This window comes from Bacteroidota bacterium, assembly GCA_005882315.1.
Lineage (GTDB): Bacteria > Bacteroidota > Bacteroidia > Chitinophagales > Chitinophagaceae > VBAR01.
Genome location: VBAR01000001.1, coordinates 548818 through 570936, shown reverse-complemented (window position 1 = coordinate 570936; position 22119 = coordinate 548818). Strand labels below are relative to the sequence as shown.

General features: G+C 38.1%; 27 protein-coding genes. 15 read left to right on the top strand and 12 right to left on the bottom strand.

Annotation, left to right across the window (positions count from 1 at the left end; all coding sequences use genetic code 11):
• Window positions 1–72 precede the first annotated feature (72 nt).
• The 3 genes from E6H07_02290 to E6H07_02280 all read right to left on the bottom strand — a co-directional run bounded on the left by E6H07_02290 (window position 73) and on the right by E6H07_02280 (window position 1964).
• On the bottom strand, window positions 73–1239 hold the full coding sequence (locus E6H07_02290; GenBank protein TMI64767.1) for a DUF4236 domain-containing protein: 1167 nt from the start codon (window positions 1237–1239) through the stop codon (window positions 73–75).
• 205 nt (window positions 1240–1444) lie between these two features.
• Complete coding sequence (locus E6H07_02285; GenBank protein ID TMI64766.1) at window positions 1445–1768, bottom strand: hypothetical protein; 324 nt, start codon at window positions 1766–1768, stop codon at window positions 1445–1447.
• Window positions 1758–1964: a hypothetical protein gene (locus E6H07_02280; GenBank protein TMI64765.1), complete on the bottom strand. Its 207-nt coding sequence runs from the start codon at window positions 1962–1964 to the stop codon at window positions 1758–1760. Before E6H07_02280 ends, E6H07_02285 begins: the two co-directional genes overlap by 11 nt.
• A gap of 95 nt (window positions 1965–2059) precedes the next feature.
• On the opposite strand from E6H07_02280, the gene E6H07_02275 reads away from it, so the two are divergent.
• From E6H07_02275 to E6H07_02260, 4 genes are all read left to right on the top strand, one after another.
• Window positions 2060–2815: a hypothetical protein gene (locus E6H07_02275; protein TMI64764.1), complete on the top strand. Its 756-nt coding sequence runs from the start codon at window positions 2060–2062 to the stop codon at window positions 2813–2815.
• Between the two features lie 69 nt (window positions 2816–2884).
• Window positions 2885–3484 carry a hypothetical protein gene (locus E6H07_02270; GenBank protein TMI64763.1) on the top strand — a complete coding sequence of 200 codons (600 nt, stop codon included), beginning with the start codon at window positions 2885–2887 and terminating at the stop codon, window positions 3482–3484.
• Entirely contained in the window at window positions 3415–4071 is a 657-nt protein-coding gene (locus E6H07_02265) for an aminotransferase class I/II-fold pyridoxal phosphate-dependent enzyme (GenBank protein TMI64762.1), read from the top strand. Before E6H07_02270 ends, E6H07_02265 begins: the two co-directional genes overlap by 70 nt.
• A gap of 83 nt (window positions 4072–4154) precedes the next feature.
• Window positions 4155–5744 (top strand): hypothetical protein, encoded by a 1590-nt coding sequence (locus E6H07_02260; GenBank protein TMI64761.1) that lies wholly within the window; start codon window positions 4155–4157, stop codon window positions 5742–5744.
• A 52-nt stretch (window positions 5745–5796) separates the two neighbouring features.
• On the opposite strand, the gene E6H07_02255 is transcribed toward E6H07_02260, so the two are convergent.
• Window positions 5797–6201, bottom strand: coding sequence for a fasciclin domain-containing protein (locus tag E6H07_02255; GenBank protein TMI64760.1), 405 nt, complete (start codon window positions 6199–6201; stop codon window positions 5797–5799).
• Window positions 6202–6463: 262 nt separating this feature from the next.
• On the opposite strand from E6H07_02255, the gene E6H07_02250 reads away from it, so the two are divergent.
• Window positions 6464–7225 carry an NYN domain-containing protein gene (locus E6H07_02250; GenBank protein TMI64759.1) on the top strand — a complete coding sequence of 254 codons (762 nt, stop codon included), beginning with the start codon at window positions 6464–6466 and terminating at the stop codon, window positions 7223–7225.
• A gap of 125 nt (window positions 7226–7350) precedes the next feature.
• Here E6H07_02250 and E6H07_02245 read toward each other — a convergent pair whose 3' ends face one another.
• A complete protein-coding gene (locus E6H07_02245; GenBank protein ID TMI64758.1) occupies window positions 7351–8286 on the bottom strand; it encodes a DUF1080 domain-containing protein in 936 nt (311 codons plus the stop codon).
• Between the two features lie 123 nt (window positions 8287–8409).
• Window positions 8410–8805: an Hsp20/alpha crystallin family protein gene (locus tag E6H07_02240; protein ID TMI64757.1), complete on the bottom strand. Its 396-nt coding sequence runs from the start codon at window positions 8803–8805 to the stop codon at window positions 8410–8412.
• A gap of 242 nt (window positions 8806–9047) precedes the next feature.
• Here E6H07_02240 and E6H07_02235 point away from each other — a divergent pair, with 242 nt between their 5' ends.
• From E6H07_02235 to E6H07_02220, 4 genes are all read left to right on the top strand, one after another.
• Window positions 9048–10526 carry a carboxypeptidase regulatory-like domain-containing protein gene (locus E6H07_02235; protein TMI64756.1) on the top strand — a complete coding sequence of 493 codons (1479 nt, stop codon included), beginning with the start codon at window positions 9048–9050 and terminating at the stop codon, window positions 10524–10526.
• Between the two features lie 12 nt (window positions 10527–10538).
• A complete protein-coding gene (locus E6H07_02230; GenBank protein TMI64755.1) occupies window positions 10539–11624 on the top strand; it encodes a toll/interleukin-1 receptor domain-containing protein in 1086 nt (361 codons plus the stop codon).
• Window positions 11625–11703: 79 nt separating this feature from the next.
• A complete protein-coding gene (locus E6H07_02225; GenBank protein ID TMI64754.1) occupies window positions 11704–13125 on the top strand; it encodes a c-type cytochrome in 1422 nt (473 codons plus the stop codon).
• Window positions 13126–13158: 33 nt separating this feature from the next.
• Window positions 13159–14016, top strand: coding sequence for a YegS/Rv2252/BmrU family lipid kinase (locus E6H07_02220; protein TMI64753.1), 858 nt, complete (start codon window positions 13159–13161; stop codon window positions 14014–14016).
• Window positions 14017–14047: 31 nt separating this feature from the next.
• Here E6H07_02220 and E6H07_02215 read toward each other — a convergent pair whose 3' ends face one another.
• The 4 genes from E6H07_02215 to E6H07_02200 all read right to left on the bottom strand — a co-directional run bounded on the left by E6H07_02215 (window position 14048) and on the right by E6H07_02200 (window position 17206).
• Window positions 14048–14902: a universal stress protein gene (locus E6H07_02215; GenBank protein TMI64752.1), complete on the bottom strand. Its 855-nt coding sequence runs from the start codon at window positions 14900–14902 to the stop codon at window positions 14048–14050.
• 39 nt (window positions 14903–14941) lie between these two features.
• A complete protein-coding gene (locus tag E6H07_02210; GenBank protein ID TMI64751.1) occupies window positions 14942–16318 on the bottom strand; it encodes a glycosyltransferase in 1377 nt (458 codons plus the stop codon).
• A gap of 190 nt (window positions 16319–16508) precedes the next feature.
• Window positions 16509–16634 (bottom strand): hypothetical protein, encoded by a 126-nt coding sequence (locus tag E6H07_02205; protein ID TMI64750.1) that lies wholly within the window; start codon window positions 16632–16634, stop codon window positions 16509–16511.
• 182 nt (window positions 16635–16816) lie between these two features.
• A complete protein-coding gene (locus E6H07_02200; GenBank protein ID TMI64749.1) occupies window positions 16817–17206 on the bottom strand; it encodes an RNA-binding protein in 390 nt (129 codons plus the stop codon).
• Between the two features lie 385 nt (window positions 17207–17591).
• On the opposite strand from E6H07_02200, the gene rpsF reads away from it, so the two are divergent.
• The 3 genes from rpsF (at window position 17592) to rplI (ending at window position 18742) form a co-directional block, all read left to right on the top strand.
• Window positions 17592–17948, top strand: a complete 357-nt coding sequence (gene rpsF / locus E6H07_02195; protein ID TMI64748.1) for a 30S ribosomal protein S6 — start codon at window positions 17592–17594, stop codon at window positions 17946–17948.
• A gap of 4 nt (window positions 17949–17952) precedes the next feature.
• Complete coding sequence (rpsR, locus tag E6H07_02190) at window positions 17953–18216, top strand: 30S ribosomal protein S18 (GenBank protein TMI64747.1); 264 nt, start codon at window positions 17953–17955, stop codon at window positions 18214–18216.
• 79 nt (window positions 18217–18295) lie between these two features.
• Window positions 18296–18742 carry a 50S ribosomal protein L9 gene (gene rplI, locus E6H07_02185; GenBank protein ID TMI64746.1) on the top strand — a complete coding sequence of 149 codons (447 nt, stop codon included), beginning with the start codon at window positions 18296–18298 and terminating at the stop codon, window positions 18740–18742.
• A 79-nt stretch (window positions 18743–18821) separates the two neighbouring features.
• Here the strand turns inward: rplI and E6H07_02180 are convergent, their stop codons facing one another.
• Together E6H07_02180 and E6H07_02175 are read right to left on the bottom strand one after the other, a co-directional pair.
• The gene (locus E6H07_02180; GenBank protein ID TMI64745.1) at window positions 18822–19535 is read right to left on the bottom strand and encodes a peptidylprolyl isomerase; all 714 of its coding nucleotides are present in this window, start codon (window positions 19533–19535) and stop codon (window positions 18822–18824) included.
• 24 nt (window positions 19536–19559) lie between these two features.
• Window positions 19560–19904, bottom strand: a complete 345-nt coding sequence (locus E6H07_02175; GenBank protein ID TMI64744.1) for a hypothetical protein — start codon at window positions 19902–19904, stop codon at window positions 19560–19562.
• A 78-nt stretch (window positions 19905–19982) separates the two neighbouring features.
• Here E6H07_02175 and E6H07_02170 point away from each other — a divergent pair, with 78 nt between their 5' ends.
• The 3 genes from E6H07_02170 to E6H07_02160 are packed head-to-tail and all read left to right on the top strand — an operon-like array spanning window position 19983 to window position 22086.
• Window positions 19983–20423, top strand: a complete 441-nt coding sequence (locus E6H07_02170) for a GNAT family N-acetyltransferase (protein ID TMI64743.1) — start codon at window positions 19983–19985, stop codon at window positions 20421–20423.
• A 58-nt stretch (window positions 20424–20481) separates the two neighbouring features.
• Window positions 20482–21753: a serine--tRNA ligase gene (gene serS, locus E6H07_02165; protein ID TMI64742.1), complete on the top strand. Its 1272-nt coding sequence runs from the start codon at window positions 20482–20484 to the stop codon at window positions 21751–21753.
• A 30-nt stretch (window positions 21754–21783) separates the two neighbouring features.
• Window positions 21784–22086: a cytochrome c gene (locus tag E6H07_02160; protein ID TMI64741.1), complete on the top strand. Its 303-nt coding sequence runs from the start codon at window positions 21784–21786 to the stop codon at window positions 22084–22086.
• Window positions 22087–22119 lie beyond the last annotated feature (33 nt).

Sequence of the window (22119 nt, the reverse complement as noted above, 5' to 3'; positions counted from 1 at the left end):
GTCCCGTAGGGACAATTGGTGGGTAGCTCAATAATGATGAATCGTCGCAACGTTCAGTCGGAACAGTTTATATTAAAATTGTTTTAATAAGGAATTTGCCGTTTTTATTGCCGAGATATATTCTTCTAATGACTTAAAAAATAGTTGGGAATAATCCTGATTGCTAAATAAGAAACGTTCCTTAAGTCCAGTCTTTGAAATAAATGTAACCTGCCCATATTTTGTTACAGGAATTTGGTAGTTGTCCTTAAATCTCTTGTCAGGAGTTCCATCTTTATTTTCTTTGGCCCAGGTATAGTTTAATATTTGTGTATCAACCGGAACTGAATCGGTTTCTATAAATTTCATTGTCGTAAACTCAATTTCAAGTTCAGAATAATCAAGTATTCCAAAGTCAAGGGCTTGTTCATGTATGATTATAAAACCTGGATAGAAGTAAATATCTCCACCATTTTGATTATGTAGTTTTAATGGTGTTCTTTTAGTCGCTATTAATCCAGAATGTTCTAGTGAGACTTTAGAGTCAATACGATTGACTTCACTATTAGCCGAGGTTCTTCTTTGTATTCTGTCTATTTCCTTAGTTGTAGTAATATCCCAAATTTTCTTGCAACTAAAAAGTAAATGATAAGCCTGTTCTACATTTCTAAAAAGATTTTCAAATGTTTCATCATTGTTGATATTCAATTCTACTGATGAAAGGGCAAGTTGTTCATTTAGTTCATTGATTTCCGCTCCTAATTCTTCGGATTCATTGATTAGTCTGGCAATTCTCTTTTTGTAAAGAAATTTAAATATGCTTCTTTGTAGCTTATTGTTTTTTGTGTCAATAATTGTCTTTTGGTTTCCCTTATTAATTAGGTCACTAGAAATTTCGTCATATTCTTTTTTGGCGATAATAATTGTTTGTTTAAGATTATTAAAGCCTTGACTTGTAAGCTGATTTATCGATTGGCTTTTTATTTGTTCACTGCCATCATGAGATTGCTCCAAAAGTATTTTAAGTCTGTCAGCAATTTGTTTTGTTTCCGTCGGACTTAAATGGGCGTTTTGTTTTTCCGTTATACGAACTCGGTTATATAGCCCTGTTCCTGGAACTCCAGTATTTAGGTATGTTCCATCAGGTCCAATATTAAAAGACATTCCTTTAGGTCCAATAGTTGTGCTAATCCCACTTGTGCTAAAGTTGATATATACACCGGGAATAAGTTTAATTCTTTTTCTAAATCTCCAAGCCATTATTAATTTTTTGTTTGAATTTACCAATAAATATTTTATTACATAACTATCCAAAGGAAATTTTACCTCTATTAATCGTACTTTAGGTTATCAAATCTCTGCCATGTCAAACTATAGCCGAAGAAACTTTTTTAAAATATCTCTTCGCCTTGGTTCGTGCAAAACAAAAAGCCCGGTTGCATGTCTCACGCAACCGAAAAGCCGATCAAAGTGAATTTATAATACTGGTGATAACGCTATCGGGAATATTTGCCTGTTCAGATTTGTCATAGATAGAAATCAGGTAAACTGTTTTTCTTACAATATAAACATGGGTGATAACTCTTGCGCCACCGGACTTGCCTTTGCCTTTTGATGCAATTGCAATTCTTATTTTATAACACTGTTTTCCAATTGGTGTTCCTTGTTCAGGATTAGTTTCCAGTGAAGTGATAAGCTTGCCTAACTCATTTTTAAGTGAAGGATATTTTCTTGCCAGTCTTTTGAATTGTTTGGCGAAGTAATCTGTGTTCTCAACATTATAACTCATTCAGCAGGTCTTTAGCTTTTTGCAGTTTCAGTTTTCCTTTTTTTGCAAGCTTTACCTGCTCAGCGGATTGTTGTAGTTCAGTCAGGAAAAGCATATTCCTTTTCGAAAGCGGACGGGTCTTCACATACCTGAAGTTTTTAAGTACTTCAAGGATAAACTTATCTTTTTTATCTTCTACTTCTAAAAGGTATTTCATATCTGTACCGGTTTGAAGTTCAAATTTAGTAAGAATATTTTGGTTTTTACCCGGCTCTCCTGTAGATAAAACTGAATTATTCCTAACTTAATCCAATGAAACAAAAATTCATCCCCGGTATTTATAACTACTGCGACCGCTGGTGCGAACGCTGCAGTTTTACTACCCGTTGTCGCAATTATGAAAGCACCAGCAAACTTTCACCTGAGCAGCTTGATATTACCAACAAAGCTTTCTGGGATAATATCAGTTCAAATTTTCAGAATGCAATTAAACTGTTGTATAAAGCAGCAAAGAAACATGGCATTGACCTGGATAAACCAATGACAAAAGATGAAGAGCAGGCTTATGAGCAGCGAAATACATTTATAGATGCGGAAACTAAAAAACATCCTCTTACAAAACTCTGTAAACAATACCAGAAGATAACAATGCCCTTTGTAAAGAAGAATGAGGAAATTAATGACAAGGCAAATGAACTGGTAAGCTATGTTCAGATGGGAATAACATCAGAAGCAAATGCCATGAATATAGTTATCTCAATCAGCGATTGCTTTGGGATCATCCAGTGGTATTTATTTTTTATAGACGCAAAACTACAGCGGGCATTGCATGGAAAACTGGAGGATGATGAAGATGATGGTTACCCGAAAGACAGTGATGGCAGCGCTAAAGTCGCCATCATCGCTATTGAAAGAAGCATAATGGCTTGGTCACGATTATATGAGTTATTACCTGTATCAGAAGACATAGTGCTGAATGCTTTATCAATACTCAGCCAGCTAAAACAAAAAGCAATAGAAGAATTTCCGCAGGCGATGGAGTTTAATAGACCGGGATTTGATGATTGAAAAATGCCATTGCCTCTTCAGATTTTTATAGCAAAAACAAATCGTACTTTAGGCTACTAAACTTCAGCCATGTCAAACTATAACCGTAGAAACTTTTTCAAAGTAACAGGCCTTGCCGCAGTACCTGCACTATTACCCGGTCAGTCTTTATTTGCAAATAACAAAAATGAATTACCAACGCCACCGGCAGAACCAATTGTAAGATTTTCTGGTGATGGCGAAATATTTGACGGTGCTGCCTACCTGGAGCAATTACAGCTTGCACATGCAAAACAGCCATTGAAAGTTGACCGCTATGGTAATGGCGGAGCCGTTGAGGAATTGCAGAATAAATTTGCAGCCATTACCGGGAAAGAAAAAGCGATATATGTACCAACAGGTACATTGGCAAACCAATTGGCTATTGCAGTCCTGAGTGGGGAGAATACAAAAGTATTTGTACAGGATACAAGTCATGTGTATCGGGATGAAGCCGATGCGGCACAGTCTATATTCAACAAACGGCTGATGCCACTCGCAAAAAACGAAACCTATTTTACTGCAGATGTTTTAAAGAAAGCTATCACCGACTTGACCAGGAAGAAGTATTTAAAAGCGGCATTGGCTGTGTGTCTATTGAAAACCCTGTGCGTAGAACAGATGAAAGAATGGTGCCATTGGAAGAAATAAAAAAGATCAGCGAGTATTGTAAGGCTAATAAGATAGGCTTGCACCTCGATGGTGCCCGTTTGTATATGGCATCAGCATGGTCGGGTGTTTCAATAAAAGAATATGCATCTTATTTTGATACGGTTTATATATCGTTGTATAAATATTTGGGCGCAAGTGGCGGTGCTATTTTATGCGGCGATAAAAATGTGATTGATAAAATGCCGCATCTTATAAAAATTCATGGAGGCAACCAGTTTGGCAATTGGCTGAATGCAGCAATGGCAGTTCATCGGCTGGAAGGAATGGAAGACCGGCTTCAGCAGGCAATAACCCGGTTCAAAGAAATAATGAACTCAATTAATCAATTACCGGGTTTTAAAATTTCAGCTCTTGATGGGGGCACAAATATTTATGCAATGCAATTGCCTGCAAGTATTGTAATAAATAAATTCGGAGAGACGATGGGACAAAAATATTTTATTCGTCTTTCACCTCCGGATAGTAAGGGTAATTGGAAAATAACTGTAAACGAAACGTTGCTTTATCGTGATACATCATTTATCGTTAATGCGTTTAAAGAATCCGTGAAACTAGCTTCTTCATAAAACAAGAAAACAAATTAATATAGTTGCGCCATCCATTTCCGTTTGAATCAGATAAATATTTAAATTTGAGTATAACCTTTTCTATGCGTAAGCATGTTCTCATTGGCAATCTGCTTTTTCTGTTGCTGTCATTTTCCTGCAACAATAATAACAAGACCCAATCTTCTTCCGTCAAATCATTGGAGCTAAAAAGAGGGGAGATCGTTTCCTGCGGCCCGCAGGAAGGTGAGGTCTTCGGCACAGTTTCTTTTAACGCTACTGTTCCTTCGGAATTGCGTAAAGATTTTAATACGGGTATTGCCCTGCTTCATTCATTCGAATATGATGAAGCTGAAAAAATGTTTGCAAAGGTTATTGATCAGTCACCCGATTGTGCAATGGCTTATTGGGGCGTGGCAATGAGTAACTTTCATCCTCTTTGGATGCCTCCAGGTCCATCAGAATTACAAAAAGGAAAACAAGCTATAGAAATAGCCCGTTCAATTAAAAATAAAACCAAACGTGAATCAGATTATATAGAGGCTATTGGAAAATTTTATGAGCATCCGGAAGAACTGGATCATCGCAGCCGTGTATTGAATTTTGAAAAAGCAATGGAAGCAGTTTATAAAAACTATCCCGAAGATAAAGAGGCGGTAGTTTTTTATGCATTGGCTTTAAATGCCGCTGCGGATCCTACCGATAAATCATATGCAAGGCAACGAAAAGCTCTTGATCTGTTAAACCCTGTCTTTCAGCAAGAGCCATTGCATCCCGGCATTGCACATTATATCATTCATAACGCAGATTATCCTGCGATCGCTGAAATAGCTTTACCGGCTGCAAGAAAATATGCAAGCATTGCTCCGGCATCTGCGCATGCGCAGCATATGCCATCACATATTTTTATTGCTCTTGGTTTATGGGATGAAAGTATCAAATCAAATCTTGTGTCGGTTTCATCAGCTCAGTGTTATGCAGAAAAAGCAGGGATCAAAGGACATTGGGATGAAGAGCTTCACGCAATAGATTATCTGGTTTATGCTTATTTACAAAAAAAAGAAGATGAGCTTGCCAGACAGCAGGTAGAATATTTACAAACAATGAATGAGGTCTATCCAGTAAATTTTAAAGTCGCTTATGCCTTTGCTGCTTCTCCTGCCCGTTATGCATTGGAAAGAAAGAACTGGAAGGAAGCCGCAATGCTGCAGCTTCATCACGGAAATATTTCATGGGAAAAATTTCCGTGGCAGGAAGCTATCATTCATTTTGCAAAATTGATAGGTAATGTACACCTGGATAAAACAGATGAGGCAAAAAAAGAACTGGATACTTTAAAATCGCTTTACGATAAGCTGAATACAACAAAAGATAAAAAAATGGAAGCGGCCCAGGTAGCAGTCCAGGTCAAAGCATCAGAAGCATGGCTTGAATTCAAACAAGGGAATAATGACAAGGCACTGGAGTTAATGCGGGCAGCAGCAGATATGGAAGATGCAATGGAAAAACATCCCGTTACTCCCGGAGCTGTAATTCCCGCTCGTGAATTGCTGGGAGAAATGTTACTGGAAATGAATAAACCTTCCCTTGCACTCGAAGCATTTGAGCAGGATATAAAAACACATCCTAACCGGCGTAACGGACTTAATGGTTTAATGGCAGCAAGACAACAATCCGGCAATAACAAAAAATGATGCATAAGACACGCATCATTTTAATGTAAATAGCAATAAAAGTTTTTTTGAATTACAATATCACAGAATCCATCATATGCATCACACCATTCATGATTTTTCCATCGCGGGGTTGCACAGGAATATCGCTAACACTTACAGTGCCATTTGTTACAAGTACATTTAATTCACGACCGTTTACAGAAGTGAGTTTATCACCGTCTTTCATATCCCGGTAACTGATTTTTCCATTTACAATATGATTGCTCAACATGTCGGCAAGAAGGCCGCGGTTTTGAGGTTCCAGTAATTTTTCCAGCAACCCTTTCTCCAGTTTTTCAAAAGCAATATCGGATGGAGCAAAAAAAGTAAAAGGGCCAGCACTGCTCAGTAGTTGATCCAGGTCGGATGCATGCACACTTCTTTTAAGTGCTTTCAGGTTCTTGTCCACATTCACCACCTGCGTAAGATTTGACATTTAAATTGATTTAGCTGCAAATTGTATTATCTGCAGAACCAGTAAGGTAGTCTTTAATACCCGGGAAGACAGTTAAAGTTTGGATGATGCAATCCACGTACTGAATAGTATTTCAGTTTGTAAAATTTCTGGCCACAGAGAAGCACAGAGTGTAAGCGAGTTACACGGAGTTTTGAAAGTATCTCTGCGGTTCTCTGTTTTTTCAGTGGTTCCCTGCGGCCAGCTTTTTAATCATTACCTTTCCGTAAATCAAATTTTATAAATGGATAATTCAAAAGACCCCCGGCTTGCTGTTTTAATCGATGCTGATAATGTGCCACATCGTCTCATAACTGGTATACTGGAAGAAATAGCCAAGTATGGCGTACCTACTTTTAAACGTATTTATGCTGATTGGACAAAACCACATGTAACAGGATGGAAAGCTGTGTTGCTTGATCATGCTATTACTCCCGTGCAGCAATACAGTTATACAACCGGAAAAAATTCTTCCGACTCTGCACTTATCATTGATGCCATGGATATTTTATATACCGGCCGTGTGGATGGTTTTTGTGTAGTAAGCAGTGATAGTGATTTTACAAGACTCGCAACAAGATTGCGTGAAGCAGGTATGAAAGTATTTGGAATGGGAGAACAGAAAACTCCATCTGCTTTCCGTGCCGCATGTGATAAATTTATTTATATAGAAATTCTTGAGCAGACTGAAGCAGTAACAACCAAGCAAATAAAATTAGCTGATCTGCGAAAAAAAGAGAAAGTGATAAGCAAAGCGGACAAAAGTCTGGTCAGTTTGGTTACAACAAGCATCAATGATATTGCTGATGAAAACGGTTGGGCTTTTCTTGGCGAACTTGGAAATATGTTATTAAAGAAACGTCCCGATTTTGACCCACGTAATTATGGATTTGAAAAATTATTGCAACTGATCCGCAGTCTCGGTCAGTTTGAAATTGATGAACGGGAGTCAGGCAGAAAAAATGTAAAACTGGTTTATATACGCAGTAAGGTCGTTGAACGCTGATGAAATAAAAAACGCTGACCTTAATATAGAGCTCAACATGAGAAAGTCAAACCAATTTTGTTTTTTCAAGGCCGTTGACATTAAATACAAGCCTGAAATTTCAAATAACGTTAAAAAAATATTTACTATTTCACCGGCGTCATAACAATATTTCTGAACTCAATTGGATTGTGATCACCTTGCAGCATTATTGGTCCAGGCGCTGCTTCTCTGCTGTTTAACGCACCGCCGGTTATTCCGGGTATTTCACGGTTGCAGATAATTGTTTTTCCATTCAACACTACTGTCACCATTCTTCCAACCAGCGTGATGTCATATGAATTCCATTCACCGGGTTTGGTAATAATTTCACTTGGAGCAATAAAACCATAGATGCTCCCAAGCTGAACTTTCTCTGAAGATTCTTTTTCAAAATCGGCTATCTGTACTTCATACCGGCCACGCAGATACACTCCACTATTGCCTTCAGAAGAGAAACGAAATTCAACATGCAGTTTAAAATCGATGAACTCAGCATCGGTAATAAGATTTGAACCGGCCTTGGGGCTTTTTAATATAGCATTCTCAGTTATCCATTGATTATTCTTACCTGAAGAATGCCATCCTTTTAAATCCGTGCCATTAAAAAGTTTAGTAGACTTCCCCCAAACAGGATTACCTGTCCTTTTTAAAGAAGGGGCTTTTACAGCAGTACAATTATTTTTTCTGCCATCAGGTAATGTGATAGTACCGACCAGGCTATCGCCTTGTAATGTAGCTTCAAATTTCAGGTCGCTATCCTGCAAATCCCATTGCTGAGGAATTGAAAAACTCAGTTTACCATCGCTGAAATAAATACGGGAGACGGGTCTTGCACTGCCTCCGCTGCCAACAAATTCACCTACCAGCATTTTTGTACCAGAACGATGCACTTCCAGCCACGACGGAAAACTCCTTTCTCCGATCTTCATAGTAATATCCCATTTGCCAAGAATAGTTGAGGTGTCAGAATAATTTTTATTTGCGCTGATCACTGAAATGAAAAAAAGAAATGAAGCAACGCTAAACAGGAATCTTTTCATGTGTTTATTTTAAATGGGCTGCAAGCTTGTAGCAATTTACATACTAATTATTTCTTCTTTTATAATATTAGTAAATATACAAACCCCGACGATTCGTCGGGGTTTGTATTGCAAAGACAGATCTTAGTTGATCACTATTTCTTTCTTCACATTTTCTTTACCAGCGATGATCGGCAGACTTATTTGCAGCACACCATCAGTGTATTTAGCTGCAATATTTGTCATGTCAATACTTTCATCCAGCGTAAAGGTTCTTACAAAACCACCGCGGCTGTATTCACGCAGTACCCATTCGGGTCTTGGAAATCCTTCGGGTGGAGTATAAGTAACACTCAACTCATTTCCCTTTACATCAAGATGAAAGTTTTCTTTGATGCGACCGGGTGCAAACACCAGCATTTCATAACTGATTTCAGTTTTGTAAATGTTTACAGCGGCACGCTGCATTGATCGGATAAACTGGCCTTGCCGGTTTCCGTAATAGTTGCCTTTTGCGGCACATGACTGATTGTAGTTCATGTTGTTCATTTTTAGTTAGAAAAATTGATAACATGAACAATGCATAAAAATGATGCCGGGTGGCTTGAGCATGTAAATGTGGCATATAGAGCTTACTGTCAATAGAAAATACTCTTAAAGTGGTATTGAAACGGATTCAATCTTTGTTAACTTGTAAGTCATTCCACCCGTGTTACACATTAATATTCCGGCAAACTCTGAAAACTCACTGTTTTTGTTCTTAACAATTAAAAACCATTTTTATGAGAACAATTTTTACTACTAATGGTTATCGGATAGTCTGTTATTTATTACTTACACCAGTTCCTTTTTTTTGTCTTTCACAACAGACTTATGATGATGTTAGCAGAAGTTCATCGTCTTATTCCGGAACTGTGTTTGAAAAAGCAACACAAAAACCAATAGTGGGTGCAAGGATCACCATAACCAATACTGAAAATGATACTAAAGTAGCTACTGTCTCATCCGGTAGGGATGGCATTTATTATTTCAGCATGCAGACTTTTTCAAATATCAAAGTGCAGGTAACAATGTCGGATTTTAAGAAAGGAGAAAGAAGTTTTACAAAAAACGATTTAAAAGAATATGGAAAGAGGCTACCGACAATTTATCTTGATACTGCCTTCAAAATTGACTTCACACCTGCTGCCCCGGTTAGGCAATCAAAAGAGGATTTTGTTGTAAATAAACTGGAATCTGTTAACCTGCTACCCTTGCCTGCAGCGTATGATTTGCTATTTTATTTAAATCCTGGTTTGCGTGGAAAAGATTCTTTAATGAGCAACGATAAAGTCATACTACCTAAAATGCCCCGTATAAGTAATGACGTAAAACGACAGAATAAAGATGTCTTTCTGTCGGACAGGACAAAGGATAAGAATACCCAGAATCAGTTGCATGATTCGATAGACAAACTTATTCGGATATTAAGTGACGATATTTCAAAATATAAAATAAAATACGATGGGGTAGATGCGGGAGGACTGCGGCAGTTACGGGAATATATGCAGATGGATTTACAAGATTACAAATCACACATAAGCAAAACATCGAAACTTAAAGCTGAAGAAATTATACAGTTAATTAATAGCATTGCTGTAGCGCAGGAGACGATGCTTGCATTGAGGCGTATAGGAAGCAAAGAATACGAACAGCTTAAAGCTTTATGGGAGGATCTTTCATACCTCTTATTAAGCAGCAGGTATATGCTTTTTAGCAAATTAGAAAATACCGAGAGCCCTGAAACAACCACCAGGTTGATCAATAATATGAAACAAAACTCTGGTCCGGCCAATTATGAAGAAGGAATTAGTTTTGTTATGCCAATTATCTCAGAAGCTGCCGGGAAAAATGCCGGCCCTGATTTTGATCAGGATGAAGTAGGTGTTTTTGGTTTTTTGATCTGGAGTGAAACGATGATCTCAAAAAACAAACCTGACCTTGCAGATCCATCCAAACGATATTTAGTACGTTATTTCCCTCCTGCATTGAAAGGCAATACAAAAACTTATAAATTATGTAGTGGTCCGGCAAATGTGGCAATTGGTAATCTTACAAGAGCTCGTTATGGTATAGAAATATATGATACATGGGACAAAAAGTATGTAGAACCATTATATGATACATTTGAAACAAGCGAAGCATTTACAAACCCTGCCTATAGTAATTTTTTGATTTCAGATTTTAAAGACATAAAATATATACTGATTAAACTAAAATAGTACACAGCCGCTATGTCTTTTATTCTTAAATACCGTGTTTTAGTAATTACATTGTTTTTTGCGTTACTTGGATTTTCGATTTCATTACTATTAAAACTAGGTGAACTGAAATGGTACCATATTGCAGGTACACCATTACTTGCATTGGTTATTGCATTGGTAAGCAACTTTCTTACAGATACGGCCTGGAATAAAAGACTCAGGGAAAAATCAATCTTGGTAAGCCTTGGGCTTGGTTTATTGTTCCTTGTGTCATTGTTTTTTCATCAGCGTATTTACAACAATGGCACTTTTCGGTATGAAGATATAAACGGAACCCGCCGAACATACATCAAGGGATATCAATATACACCGATAGCTGAAAAATTTAGGGCTGACAATCCCGAGATCAGTTCTGATGCACAATTACTATATGATGGTTTTGGGGGAATAGAAGGTAAAAATTATGTATGGACGCAAGCCTCTATTAAAGAGGTGACGTTTCAACTCATCATCAGCTATGCCAGCGTTATTCTTTTTTTATCAGCCTTGTTGAGTTGGGTTCTTGGTGTGGCATATGAAAAAAGGTTTTCAGATCCAAAAACAGTAATGCAGGAATTGCTTAATGAAAGAGATCAGTCTAATTATGAAAAATATCTATTGTCTTATACCTTGAAAAAAAATGATGAAAAGTATAAAAGCATTAAGTATCACGTATTTCTTTCGTATGCTTCTAATCAACGGGAGTTTGCGGAGTCGGTTTATTACTCATTAACCAATAATGGATATATGGTCTTTTATGACCGGAACAACCTGCCGGTCGGAATGGAATATAATAATGCAATACATGCAGCAATCGGACACAGCGATATTTTTATTTTTATGATCAGCCCCGACGCAGTTGCCGAAGGCCACTATACATTAACAGAGCTGAAATTTGCGGGAGAAAAATGGCCCGCTGCCAGCGGAGTCCTTTTACCGGTAATGACTATACAAACCGGTTATAACCTGATACCAGCGTATGCAAAATCAGTAACTGTTTTAACACCCCAGGGTAACCTGGTTGCGGAGGTAACGGCGGAAATTGAAAAAATGTATAATAATCATAATCACACATAAAAGAATAAAGAAGATTCGTTTTGACATCTCTGATTTTTCTGTTATTTCAGCATTTTATTTTAACCGGAAAATAATTTGAATGCACTCCAAATCTGAAGTAATTTCATTGTTCTATTTCTTGGCCATGAAAAAACTATTTGCTTTAAGTTTTATTCTTATCACTTGTTTATCATTTAGGTTTTTTATAAAACAAAATGATGAACCCGTCCCTGTGCCACCCAGTCCTCAACGAACTGGTGGTGATTCGGCAAAAGGATATCATTATCTTATCAATGGTGATTATATAAGAGCAGGTGTGCCTGAAAACATTTTCCGCATGGGTATGGGTAAACCGACTGTTTACCTGAAAAGGGATTCAGTGAATGAAGGCATTCCGCATGATTATACAGCAGTAAAAGCATTTAATGGTGAAATTGTAATTGCACCCAATTGCCTGCAGTGTCATGCGCAGGTTTTTGAAGGGCAATTGTACATTGGGCTCGGTAATACATTTATTGATTTTAGCGACCAGGAAGTGCTTAATGTAAAGAATCTTGAAAAAGCGGAGAAGCTGCTGAAAACATTATACCCGAAAAAGTACAAAGCTTCTGAAAATTTTTTTGAAGTAGGGAAAACGATTGGCCCATTTCTTTATACAGAAACGAGAGGTGTAAACACAGCTGATCGCCTTGCTTCGGTACTTGCGGCACATAGAGATCCTGTTACATTTAAATGGAATTCAAAACCTCAGATAGAGATTCCTGAACAGGTTATTCCATCAGATGTGCCGGCATGGTGGTTGTTGAAAAAAAAGAATGGTATGTTTTACAATGCTTTTGGCCGGGGCGATTTCGGACGATTTTTAATGGCATCTAACCTGCTTACAGTGAATGATACAACTGAATCAGCGGAAGTGGATAAACATATGCCGGATGTATTAGCATATATCAATTCATTACAACCCCCCGAATATCCAAAACAGGTTGATATAAAATTGGCAGAAGCAGGGAGAATAATTTTCAATAATAATTGTTCGCATTGTCATGGGAGTTATGGAGAAAACGGGCAGTATCCCAATCTGCTGATTCCCCAATCAATTATTCAAACTGATTCATTATTACAGGCTGCCAACTATTCCAATCCTCAATTTGTAGATTGGTTTAATAAAAGTTGGTTCAGTACCGGTGATCACCCCGCACAATTGGTACCCTTCAAAGGATATATCGCTCCGCCATTGGATGGCATATGGATAACGGCTCCGTACTTTCATAACGGCTCTGTTCCTACATTGGAAACGGTACTTAATAGTTCAATAAGGCCTATGTACTGGTCAAGGGATTTTAATAAACCGCAATATGATTATGAAAACCCGGGATGGAAATTTTCTGTACACGAACAGGCAGTGAACAAATCAGTTTATAATACCACACTACCGGGCTATGGAAATCTCGGACACTATTTTGGTGATAAGCTTAGTAATGAGGAACGAAAAGCGGTGATAGAATACCTGAAGACATTGTAAGTAAGGATTTGTTCAAAATAGTTAGCTTTATCCATGCCTGCTACCACTGATAAAAACATAGCTATTGTTTGCAATTCAATTGCCGGAGCTGGTAAAGCCATTATTTTGGCCGAGAAAATTGGTAATGGACTTTCTCAAAAACAAATTAACTACACATTATTCAAAGAAAACTGGCCTGAATATTTTAATAGCTTCACTGATGTATGGATCATAGGTGGTGATGGTACATTGAATTATTTTATTAATCATTACCCAGATATAAGATTGCCACTGGTAATTTTTAATGGCGGTACGGGGAATGATTTTCACTTTATGTTGTATGGTGACAGATCATTTGATGAACAACTGGGGCTTGCATTAACTGCTACTCCTAAACCCATTGATATTGGTAAATGCAATGAACGGTATTTTATCAATGATGTTGGTATCGGGTTTGAGGCTGCGGTTGCTAAAGCATTAAAAGGAAAGAAAAAACGATTAGGGAAAACATCTTTTCTTATTATGATCCTGAAAAAAATTCTCAGCTATCATTCAAAAAACTACACTATACAATCTGCTGAACAAAATCTGACGGGAAGAAAATTATTGGTTGACATAAACAATGGCCGACGGGCCGGTGGAGGTTTTCATGTTGCACCCGAAGCTAAAGCAGATGATGGATTGTTTGATGTTGTGATCGCAGATGCATTAACTCCTTTGCAGCGGCTCCTTAATCTGCCAAAGATCGAAAAGGGGAAACACTTAAACCTGTCTTTCATCAATTATTTCAAGACCAAGGAAATTGTTGTTCTTTCCGATTCTCCCATTCAATATCATCTCGACGGAGAATATTACGATGCGGATAGTTTGAAGATTGAAATGTTAGAAGGTAAGTTGTTGTTTAGATATTAAAAAGAAGCAGGATAATTGTCCTGCTTCTTTTTTATGGCTCCTGCACTTTTTGATTCATCGTTATCACAGGAAACCGGGAGCCATATGAAAGTGGTTTTTTAGTGATCTTGTTCCACCAACCCGGTAAATCAAATTCTTTTAGTGGATTGATCATGATAAGATCACCATTAATGCGTTTGGCAAAATCCAGTGTTGTCTTTGCCAGGTTTTTTCCTTCGAGTATAATGCCCTGGACAGGGATCGTTGAAATGCTTTGCACCATTTCCAAAGCCTCATTAATTATTTTTTCCGGCATATTTTCTTCCTTACGAAGTGTGATCATGTAGATCGTTGATTTGAACGTACGGGCCAATGCCGTAGCCAGTTTGATCTGTCGTACAGGCACTTCATCATGCAAGGGCAAAATGATTTTTTTGAAATGATAGATCAAACCGCCTGAGCGAACGGCCAGTACAGGTACATTTGTTTTTCTAGCCAGCCTACTGATAGAAACAGAAGAGATTATTCGTTGCAGCAAATTGAATTTTGGTAAACCGATTACTACCATATCCATATTATAACGGGTGATATATTCTGATAATTCTTTTCCCGGTTGTCCTTCGAGTACACTGATTTCTATTTTACCCTTACAACAAAGTTGCGAACTGTAAAAAGAAGCTAGCTCTTTCAGCCTGTCATAACTGTTGAGTCGTGCATTATGGGAATCATAAGGTGTCATTGAACTGGCGTCAACAGGTACGCCTGGAAAAATATTGCGGTGTACAACATTCACTAAATGAATATTGCATTCTAGATTATTGGCCAGTTCAATTGCTTTCGCAATTGCCCATTTGCTTTTTCCGGTAAAATCAACCGGAACAAGGATGTTAAAAAATCGGGTTGCCATAGGCTGTAGTTTTTAGTATAAACAATCGATTTTAGTTTTTCAGGCCATTGCAAGCAATGACTCAAAACTTTTTTCTTTGATGGATCGAACAGCGACTTTTTCCAGTAATTCATCTTCCGTACAAAAAGCAACTCCTTTTCCCGCATGAGCTATCATGCAACGGTCTTCTTTGCTATCGCCTATGACCAGGCAATTCTTTGGTAGCACATTATATTTTTCACAAGCATATTGCAGCGCATTTGTTTTACATACCGAGTGACCGCACAGACTTTCCGGTGAGCCAAAAAAATATGACGGGACATTCACTTCACCGGTTGTACGTCCCTCTTTAAACTCCAAATTGTAAGCCAGAGAGAAGTCGGCCCCTATATTTTGTTTTACATAATTCGTTATCAGGGTATAACTGCTGCTAATAATCCCCACGATATAGTTTTTCTGTTTAAGTTCTTTCACTACGGTTTTTATATCACTGATCATTTTCATATTGCTAACTACATTCAGCAAATCATCCATTGTCCGGCCCCGCAACATTAACCCTATCCTTTTTGTAAGGATGATGGGATCATTTTCTGTTTCTCTCATATCTTCAAGCTGCGGAAAAAAACGAAACTCTTTTGCGCATTCATGGATGAAGCGGCCTTCGAGAATTGTATCATCCATATCGAAAATGGCCATTTTATGAAAACCTGATAATTCTTCTTTCAATACATTATTCATCTCCCGGTTAATCGCCTCCAATGAAATAACATCTTCTTCCGTAAGACCCGATGTAGGTTCACCCTGAGCTTTACTAATAATAGCTCGGGAAACCTCCTTACTCATTTTACCTAAAGCTTCCCAGGGTTTGCTTTTGTTTTCGATATAACCAATATTCACTTCTTTTACTCTTGCCTTCATCAGGTACATATCAATCAATATCCCAATATCAACGCCATAATCATTAAAGAATTCTATCTTGTTGAAATAGGATTTTTTTCCGGCAATCATACCGCTAAGTGGTTGTGAGAAATGAGCAAGACCGGGAAATAAAATATTCAGCAATGGTTTTGCAACCAGTTCGGTTACACGACCCGCATTTCTTGCAAATGCACCTTTTACAAAATCTGCTTCATCATCAATCAGTGGCTGGACAAGATTTGTAATAGTTCCGTCGGAATATGGATCAATATCAGCGTCCAGGAAAATTATCAGTTCATTATTTGAATGTTGAATTCCCTCTTTCATTGAAATTCCTTTTCCTCTTGTTTCGCTTATGATCACTTTAGCTCCTGCATTTTTTGCAATGCTAACTGTATTGTCACTTGATTTATCATCAACAACAATTACTTCCGAAACACGGGGAAATAAAAAACAAAACTGCACAACATTGGCTATTGTTTTTTCCTCATTTAAAGCCGGAATGATCACAGTTAGCATAGGAATTAATTTGATGTTGGATCAAGTTACCAGAATCAGGCCGGAAATTCCTGGACGAATTAATTAAGGGTGTGGAGATAAGCTAAAAAGTATATACTCAGCAAGTTCGGATTCTAACAGATTGGTTTCAATGGCAAAACAACTTTATTTTTAATAAGAAATAATTGTAAACAATGTATAAACGTAATATTTATCTATTGGGTAAATTATAGACTTCTTTTCCATTCACGAAAGTGCGGGTAATTTTTACCTCTTTTATTTTTTCTGGAAGTATTTCAAATAAGTTTTTACTCAGTACAACAAAATCAGCCAGCATACCTGCTTTTAAAATACCTAACTTCTTTTCCTATAGCCTGCATACATATTATTAACCTTATAACTTAAAGCTTGTTCAACAGAATTTTCTTTACGGATGATGAATACAAACTATTTCATATATAAAAATAAAAAAGTCCCGCATGAATGCAGGACTTGAATAATTTCTTTATCTAAAAAAAATTAATAGCTGTCGCGATATCCACCACGGTCGCCACCACGATCACGGTTAAAGCCGCCTTTTTTAAAGCCGCCACCGCCACCACTGCCACCACCGCCGAAGCTGCGTTTTTTGAAACCGCCGCCACCGCCGCTGCTTCTTTCGCCTTCCGGTTTCGGACGGCTTTCGTTTACAACGATTGCACGACCATCAACTTCAGTTCCGTTGAGGGCTGCAATAGCTGCATTAGCTTCTGCGTCGTTAGGCATTTCAACAAAACCGAAGCCCTTGCTGCGGCCACTGAATTTGTCGTTTACAATTTTAGCTGAAGAAACTTCGCCGTACTGGGCGAAAAGATTCGAAAGGTCCTGGTCTTTTAAATTCCAGCTCAGGTTACCTGCGTAAATGTTCATGATACATTAAAGGTTTTAAATAAAAATAGTGTCAACAGTAAACTGTAACCTTTGAACATTTACGATAGTGAACGTTCTCGGAACTAGTGAAACTGTAAAGAACACAAATAACATCACAAAATAAAACAATTTTTTTCTGGATTACCCAAAAGATTTTTTGTCTGGACCTTTTTGGGACTATTAAAAAACTTCAACTAGTTGATGATTAGCGATATGAAATCTGAACGGAGCGTCGCAAGGGACGATCAATCAGGGCACAAAAGCCGGCATTTCACAGAAAATTTTTATCCATTCAGACCTCTGCACTCTGAGCTTGCTTCCCTATCTTTGCCGCCCCGTAGCCAAAGCTGCGGATAAACAATTTTTATTAATCAAATACAGGGTAATGAACAATTACGAATTGATGGTGATTTTTACCCCAGTGCTCAGCGATGATGATTTCAAAGCAGAGCAAAAGAAGATCGCTAACCTGGTAACTGCTAATGGCGGTACTGTGGTTGCCGAAAATCCATGGGGACTGAAATCACTGGCGTTTCCAATTCAGAAAAAGACTACTGGTCTTTACTGGGTTTTGGAATACATAGCGCCATCCGACTTCAATGAGAAGCTGAAGATTCAGCTTCTTCGTGATGAAGCAGTGCTTCGTCACCTGTGCACCAGCCTCGATAAATACGCCGTCGAGTACAATGCGAAAAAGAGAAGTGGCGTAACATCTGGAACCGAAAAAACAGTGGAGGCTTAATACCATGGCAAGAAATGAAATTAAATACCTTACTGCTATTAAAGATGACAAACGTGTAAAGAAGTTTTGTCGCTTTAAAAAGTATGGCATCCGCTACATCGATTATAAAGATGTGGAGTTCCTGAAAAAGTTTCTGAACGAACAAGGTAAATTATTGCCACGTCGTCTTACAGGTAACAGTTTGAAATACCAGAGAAAGGTATCACAAGCTGTTAAGAAAGCAAGACAAATGGCATTGTTACCTTATGTAACAGATTTATTGAAATAGGCAAATCCCTAACCGCTGTATATAAAATATATGGCGAGACAGTGAGGCCTGTAATTCACTGGGATAAAAACTAAACAAGATGGAAGTAATCTTAATTAAAGACGTTGATACACTTGGTGGTGCCAATGAACTGGTGAAAGTAAAAAACGGGTATGCCCGGAATTTTTTACTGCCTCGTCAACTGGCTATCGAAGCTACACCCGGTAACCGCAAAATTCTTGAAGAAAGAATGAAGCAACTGGCGAAGAAAGAAGCTGCGATGCTTGCTGAGATCAACAGTGTTATCGCTAAACTGGCTGAAGCTCCTTTGAAAATTGGTGCTAAAACTGGAACAAGCGGTAAGATCTTTGGTAGCGTAACTTCATTGCAGATCAGCCGTGCTATCCGCGACCAGAAAGGTTATGATATTGATCGCCGCAGAATCTCTATCACTGATGAAGTGAAAGAGATCGGTGCTTACAAAGCTCATATCGATTTCGGTAATGGTAAAACTGCCGATGTAGAATTTGAAGTTGTAGGTGAGTAATTTGACAAGGACACTATCTATCATAAAGATCCTGCCGAAAGGCGGGATCTTTTTTATGATACAATTTGAAAACAAACTATCAGGATTTTATTTTCTTTCGTTTGATCAATTTGGTTTTAAGTATCCTTACATTTTCAAGCGGCCTGTCAAGATCAGCACCCTTGCTTGTCGGTACGGCGGCTATTTTGTCAACCACATCTAAACCTTTTACTACTTCTCCATATACAGTATAACCCTGGTCGAGATGGGGTGTGCCACCGATTGTTTTGTATGCTTCGCGTTGTACGGCAGGAAGTTTTCTGCCATTCAAACGGAAAGTTTCCAAAGAATCTAATCCTGCATCTGTAAAAACTTTTCCCTGTACAATATAAAACTGGCAACTGCTGCTGGCTTTTGTTGGATTTCTACTATCACCCGTTCTTGCTGCTGCAAGCACTCCCTTTTTATGAAACAATGATGAACGAAACTCAGCAGGTACTGTATAATTCAATCCGCCACCGCCCAAACCTTTACCAGCTTCAGCAGTCTTGCTGGTGGGGTCGCCGCCTTGTATCATAAAATTCTGAATGACCCGGTGAAATAAAAGGCTGTCATAAAAATGCACTTTAACCAATTTCAAAAAATTATCTCGATGCAATGGAGTAGAATCTGATAAACGAATGACCATATCACCCATTGTAGTTTTCATCAGTACATCTTTCTTCCTGTCTTTTTTTGTAACCGTGGAATCTTTTTGTGCCTGCAAACTAATAACAGTAATACAGGTGGCTAATGTTAAAATCCATTTCTTCATTGTCAGTATTTGTGGCTTGGTGGTTTAGAAATTATGCGTTTCAAAATACAACAACACATGGTCTTTCAGAAAATTTTCTTGTTCAATAGCATTCAACTCAGGCAATGGTTTCAGTTGCCGGTAATGAGGCCAGCCATCTCTGTCGGTTCCTTCCAGTTCATAATAGCCGCTTTGCATAAGCAGGCAGCAGGTGGCTACATGCATAAGGTCCTGTTTTTGCTCCTTGGTTATTTTTTCTTTTATAAAACCGGTTTCCTGCAAGCCGATCAAAAATAAAACCGCTTCCAGGTCGGGCTTCTTACCAAACCTTTCAATCATTTTTGCTTCGAGTGTCCACCATCGTTGTTGCAGGTCGTCTTTTGCTAACATAGCGGCAAAGATAGCCGTAGCTTTAATTGATAACAGATAAAATATAGATGAGGCATTAATTTTGCAAAAAAGAATAACATGTTCATTACAAAAGATAAATATTCAATTACCACCGACAAGACAAAGCTTGATATTAAAACTATTCATGATTTTCTTTCTCATTCTTACTGGGCAGAGAATATCCCGGTGGAAACAGTACAGCGTTCTATTGAAGGCTCGCTTTGCTTTGGTGTGTTTGATGGAGAAAAGCAAGTTGGTTTTGCAAGATTGATAACTGATAAAGCCACTTTCGCCTATCTCGCCGATGTTTTCATTCTTGAACCGTATAGGGGCAGGGGATTGTGCAAATGGATGATGGAGGTAATTATGACTTATTCTGAGTTACATGGCATGAGGCGTATTTTATTGGCAACAAGAGATGCACATGATTTATATAAACAATACGGGTTTTCTCCTGTGACTGATACGGACCGATGGATGCAGATACACAACCCTGAGATCTATAAAAAATTGAAATAAAAATTCAACGGTTATCTTTGCGCCTTCGGAGAAGTTTCTCCGGCAAAATCGAACAATCATGTTGCAGTTACAGGTATTGAGACTAAATGCTGAGAAAGTAAAAGAGAGATTGGCAGTTAAAAATTTCTATGATTTATCGCTGGTAGATAAAATTGTGGAGCTGGATGAACAATGCCGCAAGCAAAAAACCGAAGCAGAAAAATTGCAGGCAGCTATGAATGCAGCCAGCAAAGAGATCGGTATGCTGATGGGTAAAGGCGAGAAAGAAAAAGCAGAAGAAAAGAAAGCCGAAGTGGCAAAAGACAAAGCCCTGATACAGCAGTCAAATGAAAAATTAGCCGAGCTTGAAAAAATATTGAATGATACATTGATTTTATTACCCAATCTTCCTTCTGATAGAGTGCCGGCGGGAAAAATACCAGCAGATAATATTACAGTAAAAGAAAATGGAGCAAAACCAAAACTGACTGCTGATGCTACACCCCATTGGGAACTTATCAGGAAATATGATATTGTGGATTTTGAAGCCGGTGTAAAAATTACAGGTAGCGGTTTTCCGTTATATAAAGGAAAAGGAGCAAAACTGCAGCGGGCATTAGTTCAATACTTTCTTGATTTTAATACAGCTGCTGGTTATACAGAATACTTGCCACCATTAATGGTAAATGAAGCAACCGCCTATGGTACGGGTCAATTACCAGATAAAGAAGGACAGATGTATTATATGCCGGCTGATAATTTTTATATGATACCAACTTCTGAAGTGCCGGTTACTAATATTTATCGTGATGAAATTGTGAAGGAAAACGATCTGCCGATTAAGATGACGGCATTTTCTCCATGCTTCCGTCGTGAAGCCGGAAGTTTTGGCGCTGATGTAAGAGGTCTTAACCGTGTTCACCAATTTGATAAAGTAGAGATCGTTCAGCTTGTTCACCCGGATAAAAGTTATGATATACATACAGAGATGGTGAACCATGTAGAAAAATTATTACAATCACTGGAACTTCCTTATCGCATTCTTGCTCTCTGCGGAGGGGATATGAGTTTTGCTTCTGCACTCACTTACGATTTTGAAGTTTACAGTTCAGCACAACAGAAATGGCTGGAAGTAAGTTCCGTTTCTAATTTTGAAACTTTCCAAAGCAACCGAATGAAGATCCGTTTCAAAGATGCGAGTAATAAAATGCAACTGGTGCATACTTTGAATGGAAGTTCTTTGGCATTGCCTCGTATTGTTGCTGCTTTACTTGAGAATAATCAAACTGCAGAAGGAATCAAACTACCTGAAGTATTACATAAATATTTCGGCGGTTCAACTATTTCATAAATTGGCAGTCATACTCCGAAGTTTTTACTAATGAAAAAATTTTCTGTTATTCTTCTGCTTGTTATTATTGCAGCTTGCACAAAAAAAGCAATGCCAACGATTGAACGCCGTACGGAAGAGCCTTCAGCACCGATGGTTGAAATAAATCTTGCAGCCGGCGAAAAATTATTTACAACCCGCTGTGCCCGTTGTCATGATTTACCTAAAACTTCTAAATATAATAATGACCGCTGGCAGCCTATCCTCAGCTCTATGCTTCCCCGGGCAGGATTATCGGGTGTTGATGCAGCTAACGTGAAAGCTTATATAAAAGCCAATGCTGCTGTTCAATAACTTCTTGTGTTTTTCATTAAGCAGCAATTCATG

Bases quoted from the DNA above. Each gene is read 5' to 3' on its own strand.
- E6H07_02230 (TMI64755.1), top strand. From the start codon at position 10,539: ATGTCTTTTATTCTTAAATACCGTGTTTTAGTAATTACATTGTTTTTT.
- E6H07_02290 (TMI64767.1), bottom strand. From the start codon at position 1,239: ATGGCTTGGAGATTTAGAAAAAGAATTAAACTTATTCCCGGTGTATAT.
- rpsF (TMI64748.1), top strand. From the start codon at position 17,592: ATGAACAATTACGAATTGATGGTGATTTTTACCCCAGTGCTCAGCGAT.
- E6H07_02200 (TMI64749.1), bottom strand. From the start codon at position 17,206: ATGAACATTTACGCAGGTAACCTGAGCTGGAATTTAAAAGACCAGGAC.
- E6H07_02175 (TMI64744.1), bottom strand. From the start codon at position 19,904: ATGTTAGCAAAAGACGACCTGCAACAACGATGGTGGACACTCGAAGCA.
- rpsR (TMI64747.1), top strand. From the start codon at position 17,953: ATGGCAAGAAATGAAATTAAATACCTTACTGCTATTAAAGATGACAAA.
- rplI (TMI64746.1), top strand. From the start codon at position 18,296: ATGGAAGTAATCTTAATTAAAGACGTTGATACACTTGGTGGTGCCAAT.
- E6H07_02215 (TMI64752.1), bottom strand. From the start codon at position 14,902: ATGGCAACCCGATTTTTTAACATCCTTGTTCCGGTTGATTTTACCGGA.
- E6H07_02225 (TMI64754.1), top strand. From the start codon at position 11,704: ATGCACTCCAAATCTGAAGTAATTTCATTGTTCTATTTCTTGGCCATG.
- E6H07_02250 (TMI64759.1), top strand. From the start codon at position 6,464: ATGGATAATTCAAAAGACCCCCGGCTTGCTGTTTTAATCGATGCTGAT.
- E6H07_02160 (TMI64741.1), top strand. From the start codon at position 21,784: ATGAAAAAATTTTCTGTTATTCTTCTGCTTGTTATTATTGCAGCTTGC.
- E6H07_02285 (TMI64766.1), bottom strand. From the start codon at position 1,768: ATGAGTTATAATGTTGAGAACACAGATTACTTCGCCAAACAATTCAAA.
- E6H07_02180 (TMI64745.1), bottom strand. From the start codon at position 19,535: ATGAAGAAATGGATTTTAACATTAGCCACCTGTATTACTGTTATTAGT.
- E6H07_02245 (TMI64758.1), bottom strand. From the start codon at position 8,286: ATGAAAAGATTCCTGTTTAGCGTTGCTTCATTTCTTTTTTTCATTTCA.
- E6H07_02255 (TMI64760.1), bottom strand. From the start codon at position 6,201: ATGTCAAATCTTACGCAGGTGGTGAATGTGGACAAGAACCTGAAAGCA.
- E6H07_02270 (TMI64763.1), top strand. From the start codon at position 2,885: ATGTCAAACTATAACCGTAGAAACTTTTTCAAAGTAACAGGCCTTGCC.
- E6H07_02210 (TMI64751.1), bottom strand. From the start codon at position 16,318: ATGCTAACTGTGATCATTCCGGCTTTAAATGAGGAAAAAACAATAGCC.
- E6H07_02205 (TMI64750.1), bottom strand. From the start codon at position 16,634: ATGCTGGCTGATTTTGTTGTACTGAGTAAAAACTTATTTGAAATACTT.
- E6H07_02280 (TMI64765.1), bottom strand. From the start codon at position 1,964: ATGAAATACCTTTTAGAAGTAGAAGATAAAAAAGATAAGTTTATCCTT.
- E6H07_02220 (TMI64753.1), top strand. From the start codon at position 13,159: ATGCCTGCTACCACTGATAAAAACATAGCTATTGTTTGCAATTCAATT.
- E6H07_02260 (TMI64761.1), top strand. From the start codon at position 4,155: ATGCGTAAGCATGTTCTCATTGGCAATCTGCTTTTTCTGTTGCTGTCA.
- E6H07_02235 (TMI64756.1), top strand. From the start codon at position 9,048: ATGAGAACAATTTTTACTACTAATGGTTATCGGATAGTCTGTTATTTA.
- E6H07_02275 (TMI64764.1), top strand. From the start codon at position 2,060: ATGAAACAAAAATTCATCCCCGGTATTTATAACTACTGCGACCGCTGG.
- E6H07_02240 (TMI64757.1), bottom strand. From the start codon at position 8,805: ATGAACTACAATCAGTCATGTGCCGCAAAAGGCAACTATTACGGAAAC.
- E6H07_02170 (TMI64743.1), top strand. From the start codon at position 19,983: ATGTTCATTACAAAAGATAAATATTCAATTACCACCGACAAGACAAAG.
- serS (TMI64742.1), top strand. From the start codon at position 20,482: ATGTTGCAGTTACAGGTATTGAGACTAAATGCTGAGAAAGTAAAAGAG.